We start from the raw sequence: 13,228 nt of genomic DNA, 5'->3' as shown, positions 1-13,228 counted from the left end.
GGCAAACAATAAATGAATTCACTTTAAAACGCAGCCCGGGAAAAGCCGGGCGGACCCAGGAACTTAACGGGCGTCGGCCAACGCCACTTGGCGGACAAAAGACGCCATCCTGGAAGCATCTTTACAGCCGCGCGAGGCCTCGATCCCGCCGGAAACATCCACCGCATAGGGCCTCACCTGGTGGACGGCCTGCGAGACATTTTCCGGCGTCAATCCCCCTGCGAGAATAACAGGTTTTGCCAGCGTTGCGGGGATTCTCGACCAATCAAACGACTCACCGGTACCGCCGGGCGTGCCTGGGCGATAAGCGTCAAGCAACAAGGCTTGCGACCGGGCATACCGCTCTGCCTCAAAGGCTAGATCGATGGTGTCGTGCATGCGCAGCGCCTTGATCCAGGGGCGGTCAAAGCTGGCACAGAATTCGGGCGTTTCATCACCATGGAATTGCAGCAGGTCCAGGTGCGGCAGACATGCCTCGACCCACTCGGCAGACGGGTCGACAAATAGCCCCACACGGCTGACAAAGGCCGGGACCTTCGCCGCCAGCCATGCCAACTGCTCAACACCCACGCTGCGCGAACTCTTGGGCCACATCACAAAGCCCAGGGCATCCACGCCTAGCGCCACCGCCGTGTCGATGTCGGCCTGGCGGGTAAAGCCACAGAACTTGATGCGTGTGCGTTGCATGGACTCAGTATGTGTCACGGTGTCTCCTGGGGCTTCTTGGCAAAGGTCAGCTTTCGCCGTGCCGCCACGCGCGGGGTCTCGGGGAGTTCGCGCTCGCCGGTCCATTCGCCGGAAAAGGCCAGCAGGTTTGGCCCCAGCGGCTCTTTGGGCAACGCAAACCGCTCGTCGTAGATCGAGTCGACAAAGTGCAGTCCACAGGCCGGCGCGGTGACATCGCCCATCTTGCGGTTCTTGAGCGCCAGCAGCCGTTCGATATAGTCCTCATCCTGGGCACCGCGACCCACGCTTGCCAGGGCACCGGCAATGTTGCGGATCATGTGGTGCAGGAAGGCATTGCCCTGGATATCGATCATGACCAGCGGGCCAAACCGTTTGACATCGATAAAGTGCATTTGTCGCCACGGCGTTTTCGACTGACAGCCCGCTGCGCGGAACGTCGAGAAATCATGCTCCCCCACCAGCGCCTGTGCGGTTCTATGCATGGCGTCGGCATCCAGCGGATCGCGGCACCAGGTGACATTGTGCCGTTCCAGTACCGGGCGGCTTATCTGGTTCAACAGCAGGTAACGGTAACGGCGCCCCAGCGCGCCCAGCCGCGAGTGAAAATCATCGGATACCGGCTTGACCCAGCGAACCGACACATCCCGCGGCAGGTAGGTGTTCGCGCCAAATACCCAGGCCTTTTCCGAGCGCTGGGCGGGTGGGTCCAGGTGGATAATCTGACGGGTGGCATGCACGCCTGAGTCGGTTCGCCCGCTGGCATGAATTTGTACCGGCGCACCCGCCACTTTACTCAGCGCGTCTTCCACCGATGCCTGCACCGAGGCGGCGTGCTTGAGTCGCTGAAAACCACAAAAGCGTGTGCCATCGTATTCGATGCCCATCGCCAGGCGGCCGGTTAACGGTTGTGTCTCATCAAAATGGTAAAACAGCGTCATCGCCTCTTATCAACATTGCCAGGGGTGGAAGGCGCGCCATTATCGCGAGGAGTGGGCGCAAATGCCACCTCTTCGATTTCCCACTCCTGCTCTGGGGCTTGCTCGCGGGCAGCGGCAGACGCAGGCGCCGTCGATGGCGTCGCTGGCTTGCTGTCAAAATCAACGGTGGGCTGCATGGGTGTTTCTTCCCGGGTTGCGCTTTCCGAGGCAAGCGTGGGCGGCTCATAATCGATAATCCATGCCCCCTCATCGTCTGGGGCCCTTGTCGCCTGGCTGGGTTCAGACGCCGGGGCCTCATCCACCTTGCTGGCAGCCATTGACGAAAGCATGGCCGCCACAGCCTCAGGGTCGGCAGGCGGCGCCAGCCATAACGACGGCTTATGCCCTCCAGAGGTTGCCTTTAACGCCAACCGCCGCTCGTCTCCCAACTCGACCAGCCCGGCCGCCTGGGTATTGACCATGGCCGAGCGATCAAAGGGCGTCTCGTCCTCGGTATATTCCCCGTCGGTATGCTTGGGTGGCGCCTGGCTCGCCGCCTCGCTTGCCGCGGGTGGATCCATCGCTTCTGGCGTCACCGCTGGTGCATCGTCATAAGATGCGGCCGGTGCTACCGAGGGAGACACGCGGGGCTGGCCAGCGGTCGATGGTGCAGGCTGTTGAGGAGCCTTTGCGCCCGCCGCCGACATGGTCGGCGGCGTTTCCCACTGCTGGCGACGACGGCGAATCACCACCCACAATACCACCAGCAGCACCAGCGCGAGCAACAGCAGCCACCACTGATAGTCGCTGACGCGCTCCATGAAAGACGGCGGTTCAGCTGTCGGCGTCGGCGACGCGGGCACCGCTTGCTGCGCTGCCACGGTTTCACTCAGCCGATCCACCTCCTCGCGGAGTGTGGTGATTTCCTCGCGCATATCCTCAAGCGCCTGCTGGACCCGCGGACTGGGCTCGGCTTCAGCGGAAGGCGCCGGTGATGACGTGGCGGACGGCGATGCTGCATTCGTCGCCGCATTGGCTAGCACTCGCGCCGCACTGAGCGCAGTCGCCTCGAAGGAGGAGGCCTGTGTCTGCGAGGTTGTCTGAACCTCTTCCGCAGGCTCGCTTGCGGCTGGACCGGCGTCAGTGGCCGTGGCGTTATCTGCATCGACCTCGGGCATCGCCACCGGCGCCGGGCCATTTTCGTCGCGGCGCTGCCAGGCCGCGTTCATTGCACGGATGGTCTCGGCAGCCTGCTCCGCCGAACGCGCCATCACCCGCGACTCGTCGGGCAACGTCAGCCGCTGGGCGGCGCGCATTTCGTGGATATTGCCCGAGGGAAAGGCGCTGGGGTTGGCTTCCAGCAGTGCCAGCATCATCTGCTGGACGCTGGCCTGTTCGGGCTTGGTACGCGCCGCAACGCTCCATAGCGTATCGCCGCTGCGCACGTACGCGTCGCCCTGGGCGGCCTCACGGTTTTGCGGCACGGCAGGGGCATCATTCTCGGCGGCAGGATTCTCGGCGGCAGATTGAGGCGCTACTGACGCCGCCGGTCGATCGGCAGCACCGTAGTCAGCAGGATCAAACAACAGGGTGATGGCCTGGGACTGCCGACCATCGGGGGATTCCACGGTCAGCAGCAGGTCCAGCCAAGGCGAGGTAATGGGCTGGTTACTGGTCAACACCACCACGGGCTGCCCCTGGCGCTCTTGAATAACGGCCTGGACGCGCCCCGCCATCGGTGTCCACTCAACGCCCGCGTCGGCAAAGGCGCCCTCACCGGCGACGCTTACCTCAATCGCTGACGGCGAATACCCATCGCCATCCACAAGCGGCAGTATGGCCTGCAATGGGGCCTCTAACCGGGACTGCACCTGGGCAGGTCCCAACTCAAGCGCCCAGCCAATTGACCCCACCATGCTTAGCCAAAGCCCTACGGCCAGCGCGCCTAGCTGTTTCATGGATGCCCCTGTTGCCAATTGAACTTTTTTATATAACCCGCCGCTTCATTGTGCAGCGCTTTCATACTTTTTTACCACAATAGCGTTTTTACCACAGTACCGTCTTTGTAGGACAAAATCCGCGCACATAAAAAACGGGAAGCGTTTGATTCGCCCCCCGTTTTTGTCCGCTTGGGATGCGGCTTTTTCATCCGCTTAGGATGCGTCTTTGGCCTCGGCGGAAACTTACTGCTCGCGCAGGATCATCAGCATCCGCTTGAGCGGTTCAGCCGCGCCCCACAACAACTGGTCACCAACGCTGAATGCCGAGAGGTACTCACCGCCCATTTGCAGCTTGCGCAGACGGCCAACCGGCACTTGCAGCGTACCTGTCGCCGCCGCAGGCGTTAAGCCTTCGTTGGTGGCGTCTTTCTCGTTGGGAATCAGCTTGACCCACTCGTTGTGCTTGGCAATGCGGTCTTCGATCTCGTCCAGCGGCACGTCCTTCTTCAGCTTGATAGTGAACGCCTGGCTGTGCGACCGCATGGCACCGATACGTACGCAAAGGCCATCGATGGGGATCGGGTTGTTGTCGAGACCCAGAATCTTGTTGGTCTCAACGCTGCCCTTCCACTCTTCGCGGCTTTGGCCGTTATCCAGCTTGCTGTCGATCCACGGCAACAGGCTACCGGCCAAGGGCGCACCGAAGTTCTCGGTGGGGAAGTTGCCGCTGCGCATGGCCGCCGTCACTTTGCGATCGATATCCAGAATCGCGCTGGAGGTGTCTTTCAGTTCTTCGCCGACGCTATCGTGCAGCGTGCCCATCTGGTTGAGCAGCTCGCGCATGTGCTTGGCACCCGAGCCGGACGCCGCCTGATAGGTCATGGACGTCATCCACTCGATCATATCGGCTTCAAACAGACCGCCCAGCCCCATCAGCATCAGGCTCACGGTGCAGTTGCCGCCAACGAAGGTCTTGGCGCCCTTGGCCAGCTGTGCGTCGATCACGCCGCGGTTGACCGGGTCCAGCACAATGGTCGCTTCGTCTTCCATGCGCAGCGTACTGGCGGCATCGATCCAGTAGCCTTTCCAGCCTGCACTGCGCAGGTCCTTGTAGACCGGCTTGGTATAGTCGCCGCCCTGACAGGTGACCACCACATCCAGCGCCTTGAGCGCCTCGATATCAAAGGCGTCTTTCAGCGGAGGGACGTCCACACCGATGTCGGGGCCGGGCTGGCCAACCTGGGAAGTGGTGAAGAACACCGGCTCAATGCCGTTGAAATCACCATCTTCCTGCATGCGCTGCATCAGCACCGAGCCGACCATGCCGCGCCATCCCACGAAACCGACTTTCAACATCTGAAGTCCTCCTGCAAAGAATGAGTACTTGCATTATACACGATTCTTCATGGTGATTTTATAAGCGCAAAACCGAGGGTTTCACTGCTTGGCAAACGCCGCCAGCACCGCATCGCCCATGGCGTCGGTACCGATGGTCTGCATGCCTTCGGAAGCGATATCCGCGGTGCGCAGGCCGTCATCCAGCACGCTGCCCACGGCGGCTTCGATACGCTCGGCCATGGCGCTTTCACCCAGCGAGTAGCGCAGCATCATGGCCACAGAGAGCATCATTGCCAGCGGGTTGGCAATGTTTTTACCGGCGATATCCGGTGCGCTGCCGTGGCAGGGCTCGTACATGCCCTGCCCGCTTTCATTTAGCGAAGCAGAAGGCAACATACCGATGGACCCCGTGAGCATGGCGGCGGCGTCGGAGAGAATGTCCCCGAACATGTTGCCGGTCACCACCACGTCAAACTGCTTCGGCGCACGCACCAGCTGCATGGCGGCGTTATCCACGTACATGTGCGACAGCTCAACGTCCGGGTATTCCGGTGCCAGCCGCTCCATGACCTCACGCCACAGGATCGTCACTTCCAGCACGTTGGCTTTATCCACCGAGCAAAGCTTCTTGCCACGCTTCTGGGCCATTTCAAAGGCCACGCGACCGATACGCTCGATCTCGCTTTCGGAATATACGTAGGTATTAAAGCCTACCCGCTCGCCGTTGCGTTCTTCGATGCCGCGCGGCTGGCCGAAGTAGATGCCGCCGGTTAGCTCGCGGACAATCATGATATCCAGCCCGGCCACCAGTTCAGGTTTCAGGCTGGAGGCGCTGGCAAGCTGGGGGTAGAGCATGGCCGGGCGAAGATTGCCGAACAGCCCCAGGTTTTTACGCAGGCCCAGCAGGCCTTTTTCGGGCCGCTTGGATAGATCTTCAATCTTGTCCCACTTGGGACCACCCACTGCCCCAAGCAGAATGGCGCTTGCGGCCTTGGCTTTATCCAGCGTCTGCTCAGGCAATGGATCGCCGTGGGCATCGTAGGCGGCGCCGCCAACCAGCGCTTCATCTACCTCGATATCCAGCCCGGCGTCCTGGCAGGCTTTCAGCAGGCGCGCTGCCTGGGCAGCAATTTCGGGGCCGATACCGTCACCGGGCAGTAATAAAACCTTGTGTGTCATGCAACGTCCTTAACATTTATTCAAGCGGTGACTTAAGCAGGCTGGCGGAACAACCAAGGCCGTGCCTGGCGATGGCTTTCCTCAAAGCGTCGAATGGCGTCTTCGTCTTTCAAGGTCAGGCCAATATCATCCAGGCCTTCCAGCAGGCAGTGCTTGCGGAACTCATCGACCTCGAACTCAAGAATTTCGCCGCGATGGGTAATCACGCGCTGATTCTCCAGGTCCACGTCCATGCGGTAGCCTTCTTTCGCTTCCACTTCATCGAACAGGCGATCGATCGTGTCTTCGTCGAGCGTGATGAGCAAAATGCCGTTTTTGAAGGCGTTATTATAGAAAATATCGGCGAAGCTGGGCGCCACCACCACCTTGAAGCCAAAGTCTTCCAGCGCCCAGGGCGCATGCTCGCGGGAGCTGCCGCAACCGAAGTTACGCCGCGTCAGCAGTATTTCGGCCCCCTGGTAACGCGGCTTGTTCAACACGAAATCGGGATTCAGCGGCCGCTGCGAGCAATCCTGCCCTGGCTCGCCTTCATCCAGATAGCGCAGCTCGTCAAACAGGTTGACCCCGAAGCCGGTCCGCTTGATCGACTTCAGAAACTGCTTCGGGATGATCAGATCGGTGTCCACGTTGGCGCGATCAAGAGGCGCGACGACGCCTTCAAAACGTTCGAACTTTTTCATGGCTTAGGCCTCCTGAGCGTGGGTTGCATCGTTAGCGGGCAGGCTGCGCACATCGACAAAGTGGCCAGCAATCGCCGCTGCTGCCGCCATGGCGGGGCTCACCAGGTGAGTGCGACCGCCGTAGCCCTGGCGCCCTTCAAAGTTGCGGTTGGAGGTCGAGGCACAGTGCTCGCCCGCGCCCAGTTTGTCGGCGTTCATCGCCAGGCACATGGAGCAGCCCGGCTCGCGCCATTCAAAGCCTGCGTCGATGAAGATCTTGTCCAGGCCTTCTTCTTCCGCCTGGCGCTTCACCAAGCCGGAACCGGGCACCACCATGGCAAGCTTGATGGAGTCGGCGATTTTATTGCCCTTCGCCACCTTGGCAGCTTCGCGCAGGTCTTCAATACGCGCATTGGTGCAGGAACCAATGAAAATCTTGTCCAGCTTGATATCGGTAATTTTCTGGTTGGCCTGCAGGCCCATGTACTCAAGCGCACGGGTGTGGCTGCGCTGCACGGTTTCATCCGGCGCGGCGTTAGGGTCGGGCACCTGGCCGGAAATACCGGTGACCATTTCAGGGCTGGTGCCCCAGCTCACCTGGGGTTCGATGTCTTCGGCATTAAGGGTCACCACGTTGTCGAAGACGGCATCCGGGTCGGAAACCAGGTTGCGCCAGTCTGCCACGGCGGCTTCCCACTGCTCGCCGGTCGGCGAATAGGGACGGTTGCCGATGTAGTCAATCGTGGTGTCGTCCACCGCAATCATGCCGACCCGCGCGCCCGCCTCAATGGCCATGTTGCACACGGTCATGCGGCCTTCCATGGACAGCGACTCGATGGCGCTACCGGCAAACTCGATGGCATAGCCGGTGCCGCCCGCCGTGCCAATCTTGCCGATAATCGCCAGCACCACGTCTTTCGCGGTCACGCCCAGGCCCAGCTCGCCTTCAACCCGCACCTGCATGTTCTTCATCTTCTGGGTCAGCAGGCACTGGGTCGCCAGTACGTGCTCGACTTCCGAGGTGCCGATGCCGTGGGCCAGCGCACCAAAAGCACCATGGGTGGCGGTGTGAGAATCGCCGCAGACGACGGTCATGCCTGGCAGGGTTGCGCCCTGCTCCGGCCCGACCACGTGCACGATGCCCTGGCGCGGGTCGTTGATGCCGAACTCGGTGATGCCGTATTCGACGCAGTTGTCGTCGAGGGTTTGAACCTGGATCAACGACACCGGGTCTTTGATACCGCTGTTACCCTGAGAACGCTCTATCAAGGTGGTCGGCACGTTATGGTCAGTGGTCGCAAGGTTGGTATCCAGGCGCCATGGCTTGCGGTTCGCCAAACGCAGTCCTTCAAAGGCCTGGGGCGAGGTCACTTCGTGGAGCATATGGCGGTCGATATAGATCAACGCGGTGCCGTCATCGCGCTGCTTGACCAGATGCTGATTCCACAATTTGTCGTAAAGCGTTTGACCTGACATGTGCTTCTCCCGGGCTAGGCCCTGCTAGTTCATAGCGGCAGCTTTTTGGCGCTGCTTTTTTAACGTGTAGTAGGAGTGTCACGCGGCTCGAAGATAAAAGCAATTCATGTTATTCATAGATTAGATTCCAAACTGGAATACAAGACACTTTGCCAAGTGGATACACGACGCGATGGACACCCAAAGCCTTCAAGCCTTTTTGGCCGTAGCCGACACACAAAGTTTCTCCCGGGCGGCGGAACAGCTTCACCTGACCCAACCGGCGGTGAGCAAACGCATTGCCACCCTGGAATCTCAGGTAGACGCACGGCTATTTGACCGCATTGGCCGACGCATCGCGTTAACCGAGGCGGGTAGCGTGCTTCTTCCCCAGGCCAGGCAAATTCTGTTCACGGTAGAAGACAGCCGCCGGGCGCTCGCCAACCTGTCCGGCCAGGTGGGCGGGCCGCTGACGCTCGCGACCAGCCACCATATTGGTCTGCACCGTTTGCCGCCGGTATTAAAGCAGTATACCCAGCGCCACCCGGCGGTGGCGCTGGACCTGCACTTTCTTGATTCGGAATTTGCCTATCAGGGCGTACGCGATGGCTCGCTGGAAATGGGCGTGGTCACCCTGGCGCCCCACCCCGTGGAGCAACTGCATGTCGTGGAGCTTTGGCGTGACCGGCTGTGCTTTGTCTGCGCCACCGACCACCCGCTCGCCGCCCAGAAACGCGCGCTGTCACTGGCCGACCTGTGCCAACACAACTGCGTGATGCCGGGGGCCAGAACCTTTACCGGCTCGCTGATCGCCCAACGGTTTGAACAAGCGGGGCTAGAGCTGCCGGTGAGCATGGCGACCAACTACCTGGAAACCCTCAAGATGATGTGCAGCGTCGGGCTCGGCTGGAGCCTGCTACCCGAAAAGATGATCGACAACGATCTGGTGGAGCTCAAGGTTGCCACCGCCCCGCTCCACCGTCCGCTGGGTTATCTGGTGCACAACAACCGCACGCTCTCCAACGCCGCTAACATGATGATCGAGGCACTGGAAGAAAGCAGAAGCGAATAATTGACGACAAGGCACATCAAAGCGGCAATGCCAGACTTGGGTGCCAGGGTGGGGTATTTGGCGCGCAATCCCTCGGCTTACGGCTAATCGCCAAAATAGGCCTGGTAGTTCACCTTCAGCAACGAACTGTCCTGCCCCATCGACATCAGAAAAATTCTTATCTTGCGGCTACCTTCGACCCAGGTCACGGTAGCTTTCCGCATGATACCTGCCTTAGTGGTTTCGGCATCCGTTTCTTCCCCATATTGCTCGCGCAGGTCTTTCGTCAGCGCCTCCACCAGCCCCAGATTGGTGTCGAAATCTCGCGCGTCATCCAGCTTGAAGGTGACCTGAGTAAGTTGGCCGTCCATGAAGTAAAACTGCTGGGTAAATAGTTCACCAGCGAGCGCCACATCATCCTTGCGCACTTCCTCTACCGCCGTGGTGGCCAGGCGACCACCATCCTCTACCCGGTAGGCCCCATCCACCGCGTGCAACACCTCCTTTACCGTCATCCCGGCGTTGGTCGGCCCCCAAAGCTGCCCTGCAAAGGCAAGGTTGGGCAACAATAGCAAGAGCATGATGCCCGTGATTAACGAACGCATTGGTGATCCTCCTTGAGTCTTGTTGTTGGTATTCTGACTAACTGCCTTGGCAGGTGGCCGCTTCTCGGCGGCAGTGGTCAGGTATTACCTGCCTGTTCACAGCGCTGATCCATGCAAATAGCCGGGTGCTCGTTGCCTGGCTTACCGACGACTCGTGCCGGGACGCCGACGACCGTTGTACGCCGCGGCACATCCTGAAGCACCACGCTGCCTGCTCCAACCTTGGAGCCAGCGCCTATGCGGATATTGCCAAGCACTTTGACACCTGCCGAAAGCAGGACGCCACTCTCAACCTTGGGGTGCCGATCCCCTTCTTCTTTTCCCGTGCCACCTAATGTTACGCCTTGAAGCATGGACACGTTGTCGCCAACCACCGCTGTCTCACCGATGACGACGCCATTGCCATGGTCGATGAATATGCCATCACCCAAGACGGCAGCAGGATTGATATCCACAGCAAACACTTCAGAGACCCTGCTCTGCAGATAGAGCGCCAGAGACCGTCGCCCTCTCGTCCAGAACCAGTGGGATACCCGATACGCCTGCAAGGAGTGAAACCCCTTGTGGTTCAGAAAAGGATTCGCCAGGCCATGCGCAGCCGGGTCACGGTCAGCGGCCGCCGTCAGATCATTGCGGATCGCCTTCCTGATATCGGGGGAATCAGCGAAGGCTTGAGAGATCACCTCCCGGAGGCTCATGGCCGGGAGATCAGGGGAGGAAAGTTTGCCCGCAAGCAGATAAGACAGCGAATCTTCCAGCTCGCAATGGTTGATCACCGTCGCATGCAGGTAGCTCGCCAGGATCGGCTCTGACCCTGCCAGAGCGCGCACCTCTTCACGCAATGTCTGCCAGGTAGCGTCTTCGATCTGCACGTGATTTAACCTCCTGATGCCTAAAACTGACGTATTTCGGATCCTCGATGGCCTGGCAAGGGCAGTAGCGTCGGCCAGCCTTCAAGTTCTTCCCAATGTATCAAAGACGTATTCCTTCGCATGGCTAGGTGAGGCCGTCTTGAACGGCTCAACCTTCTGAAAGCAGGCGTGAATGCCTTGCCTTTCGAATACGTACTTCCCTTTATATTTCAGCGCCTAACTGAGCCAGATACTGCTTCATAAAGGCGGTTCTCTTTTCCGCCTCTTCCTTGGCAGATTTCGTGTTCATGGTTTCAGCAATCTTCAGTAGCTTTGTATAGAAGTGATCAACCGTATTAGCACGGTCATTTGGCGCACGAACATCACAGAACGGGTCCTCCGGGTCATACAGCCCCACCCCTAAACAGGTGCTCACCTGAAGGCACCTTGCAATCCCGATAGCCCCAAGCGCATCCAGCCTATCGGCGTCTTGTACAATCTGTGCTTCTATCGTTTGAGGATATACATTCGCACTGAAACTATGCGCGATGATCGCATGCCCTATGTCACTGTGATACTCAGACGGATAATCGATGACCGCCAGAAAATCCAACGCCTTCTCGGCGGCGATAGAAGAACTCCGCGCCCTGTCGGGGTGATTCTTGGGGAATGAAAAGCAATCATGTAAATAAGCGGCCGGCAAAACCACTTCAAGTTTCGCCCCTTCTATTGCACATAACGATTTAGCGGTTTTAACGACTCTCAATACATGATTCAAATCATGCGCCGAGTCTTGCTCCATTTCAGCGTTAATGAAGCTGATGAACTGGTGTTCATAATGCTCTACCACGCCACATCCTTATTCGTCATGTACCGTTAATGCCTGCACTTGTTAGGCACGTCTATTACCCGGTGAGAATTTCCGGGTCACATCCGACGTCAAAATTGACGGAATTGGCAATAAAACAGAACGAATGCGCTTTATCGTGCAGAGCTGTCGCCAGCTCGCTGTCGTCAGCCGCCCCGATTCGGATGCGTGGCTTCAGCGTTACGCTCTCGAAATAGCCACTGCCATTGGTCGTCTCGATCATTAGACCCGTGGCGTTGTCTATGTACTCCGTTACCGTAATGCCAGCGTTGGCGCACAGATGCAGATACCAAAGCATATGGCATGCCGAGAGCGAGCTTAGCAATAGCTCTTCCGGATTATAACGGGACGAGTCGCCCAGGAAGGCGGGATCTGCCGATCCGAAAATTGTCGGTTTACTGGCGCACGTTATCTCGTGGTCACGCGAGAAGGCGCGATAATGTTTGGTACCTTCGCCTGAATTCCCCGTCCAGACAACGGTAGCGGCATAATCGTGCCGACCTTTTTCTGACATTGATGTTTCCCTCTTCAGAAATGACCCGCCTCATCGCTTAAACGGAGACGCACCAGTCGATTGGCCATTATTCACCATACTGGGCGAACACTTCTTCGCCGGTCAGCTGCTTGGTTTTTTCTGCTAGCGAATAGTAGCGCGGCTTTTGGTCGATGAATATTTGCTCGGTTATTTGCCAATCATCCGAGTCATCAAGAAGACCCACGGGAAGCGCGTAATGACCATCCTGCTTTAAGCGATAGAAGAGATGAGTGCCACACTGTTGGCAGAAACCACGCTCGGCCCATTCTGAGGAACTAAAGGTGGAGATATTATCTGCACCTTTGAAGTCCACATCACCGGCAAACTCAACCGCAAACATCGGGCCACCACCCCACTTTCTACACATTGAGCAGTGACAAACGCCGACATGCTTGTTGTTGGTGGTAACAGTGACGCTGACCATACCGCACAGGCAGGCCCCCTGACGCTGTGTGGTAGATGCCATCTTTGTCTCCTTCAGTTGTGCTTCCATCAACTCTTATGCCCCCACTGCCGTCTCAAAGAAGGAATAAACGCAGTTGCTAGTCCGCTGGGTCGATGGTTAAGCGTTGGGCCAATGCTTCGTGGAGTGTTTGCCGGGCCGCTTCATCGAATAAAACAAAGCGGATCAGGCGCACTTTGTGCAAGGTGGGCAGTATGGCTTCAAGGGTCGTAGCACACACTTGTGCTGCCTGCTCCGCCGGGTAGCCAAAGGCGCCAGTGGAGAGCGCCGGAAAGGCCAACCGCTCAATGCCGTGCTCGTCAGCCAGTTTGAGCGCATTACGGTAGCAGTCTGCCAGCAGTTGATCCTCGGGCTTGTCCACGCCATACACCGGGCCCAGACAATGAATCACCCACCGGTTAGGCAGGTCATGGCCGCCAGTAAGTACCGCCTGGCCCGGGGAAATAGGCGCCATCGGCCGCCCCTCTTCCGCCAAGCCTGGCCCGGCAGCGCGATGAAGCGCCCCGGCGACGCCGCCGCCGGTTCTCAATTGCGCATTGGCCGCATTGACCACGGCATCAACATCGGGCTGTTGGGCAATATCGCCCACCACGCACTGCACACTGATGCGGTTGTCGCTCATAGGCTCCTCCGTCTGTTGTCACGTATCAGGCAGACTCTAGTGGTGCTGAGCCTTGGTG

14 protein-coding genes are annotated in these 13,228 nt (G+C 58.9%); 1 reads left to right on the top strand and 13 read right to left on the bottom strand.

All coding sequences use genetic code 11. From position 1 onward, the window contains the following. Positions 1–63: 63 nt before the first annotated feature. From ADS46_RS01400 to leuC, 7 genes are all read right to left on the bottom strand, one after another. The gene (locus ADS46_RS01400) at positions 64–705 is read right to left on the bottom strand and encodes a phosphoribosylanthranilate isomerase (protein WP_267886926.1); all 642 of its coding nucleotides are present in this window, start codon (positions 703–705) and stop codon (positions 64–66) included. Next, a complete protein-coding gene (gene truA / locus ADS46_RS01395) occupies positions 702–1,625 on the bottom strand; it encodes a tRNA pseudouridine(38-40) synthase TruA (RefSeq protein ID WP_066315258.1) in 924 nt (307 codons plus the stop codon). Before truA ends, ADS46_RS01400 begins: the two co-directional genes overlap by 4 nt. Then, on the bottom strand, positions 1,622–3,562 hold the full coding sequence (locus tag ADS46_RS01390) for a FimV/HubP family polar landmark protein (RefSeq protein ID WP_066315256.1): 1,941 nt from the start codon (positions 3,560–3,562) through the stop codon (positions 1,622–1,624). The genes truA and ADS46_RS01390 overlap by 4 nt, the downstream gene beginning before the upstream one ends. A 225-nt stretch (positions 3,563–3,787) precedes the next feature. Next, a complete protein-coding gene (gene asd / locus ADS46_RS01385) occupies positions 3,788–4,900 on the bottom strand; it encodes an aspartate-semialdehyde dehydrogenase (RefSeq protein ID WP_066315253.1) in 1,113 nt (370 codons plus the stop codon). Between the two features lie 81 nt (positions 4,901–4,981). Further along, a complete protein-coding gene (leuB, locus tag ADS46_RS01380) occupies positions 4,982–6,061 on the bottom strand; it encodes a 3-isopropylmalate dehydrogenase (RefSeq protein WP_066315247.1) in 1,080 nt (359 codons plus the stop codon). Between the two features lie 32 nt (positions 6,062–6,093). Continuing rightward, positions 6,094–6,741 carry a 3-isopropylmalate dehydratase small subunit gene (gene leuD / locus ADS46_RS01375; RefSeq protein ID WP_066315245.1) on the bottom strand — a complete coding sequence of 216 codons (648 nt, stop codon included), beginning with the start codon at positions 6,739–6,741 and terminating at the stop codon, positions 6,094–6,096. A 3-nt stretch (positions 6,742–6,744) separates the two neighbouring features. Further along, a complete protein-coding gene (gene leuC, locus ADS46_RS01370; RefSeq protein ID WP_066315242.1) occupies positions 6,745–8,196 on the bottom strand; it encodes a 3-isopropylmalate dehydratase large subunit in 1,452 nt (483 codons plus the stop codon). 172 nt (positions 8,197–8,368) lie between these two features. On the opposite strand from leuC, the gene ADS46_RS01365 reads away from it, so the two are divergent. Then, positions 8,369–9,247: a LysR family transcriptional regulator gene (locus ADS46_RS01365; RefSeq protein ID WP_066315240.1), complete on the top strand. Its 879-nt coding sequence runs from the start codon at positions 8,369–8,371 to the stop codon at positions 9,245–9,247. Between the two features lie 83 nt (positions 9,248–9,330). Here the strand turns inward: ADS46_RS01365 and ADS46_RS01360 are convergent, their stop codons facing one another. From ADS46_RS01360 to ADS46_RS01335, 6 genes are all read right to left on the bottom strand, one after another. Then, a complete protein-coding gene (locus tag ADS46_RS01360; protein ID WP_066315237.1) occupies positions 9,331–9,831 on the bottom strand; it encodes a hypothetical protein in 501 nt (166 codons plus the stop codon). Positions 9,832–9,908: 77 nt separating this feature from the next. Further along, the gene (gene cysE / locus ADS46_RS01355) at positions 9,909–10,703 is read right to left on the bottom strand and encodes a serine O-acetyltransferase (protein ID WP_066315236.1); all 795 of its coding nucleotides are present in this window, start codon (positions 10,701–10,703) and stop codon (positions 9,909–9,911) included. A 202-nt stretch (positions 10,704–10,905) separates the two neighbouring features. After that, the gene (locus ADS46_RS01350) at positions 10,906–11,532 is read right to left on the bottom strand and encodes an HD domain-containing protein (protein ID WP_066315234.1); all 627 of its coding nucleotides are present in this window, start codon (positions 11,530–11,532) and stop codon (positions 10,906–10,908) included. A 55-nt stretch (positions 11,533–11,587) separates the two neighbouring features. After that, complete coding sequence (locus ADS46_RS01345) at positions 11,588–12,064, bottom strand: OsmC family protein (RefSeq protein WP_066315230.1); 477 nt, start codon at positions 12,062–12,064, stop codon at positions 11,588–11,590. A 67-nt stretch (positions 12,065–12,131) separates the two neighbouring features. After that, positions 12,132–12,551 (bottom strand): GFA family protein, encoded by a 420-nt coding sequence (locus ADS46_RS01340; protein ID WP_066315228.1) that lies wholly within the window; start codon positions 12,549–12,551, stop codon positions 12,132–12,134. Positions 12,552–12,627: 76 nt separating this feature from the next. Further along, complete coding sequence (locus tag ADS46_RS01335; protein WP_066315224.1) at positions 12,628–13,170, bottom strand: macro domain-containing protein; 543 nt, start codon at positions 13,168–13,170, stop codon at positions 12,628–12,630. Between the last annotated feature and the right edge of the window lie 58 nt (positions 13,171–13,228).

Origin of the sequence: Halomonas sp. G11 (genome assembly GCF_001663515.1) — a bacterium.
Classification (GTDB): Bacteria; Pseudomonadota; Gammaproteobacteria; order Pseudomonadales; family Halomonadaceae; genus Vreelandella.
Note: the sequence above shows the minus strand (reverse complement) of the source record. Positions and strands in the feature narration are given on the sequence as shown.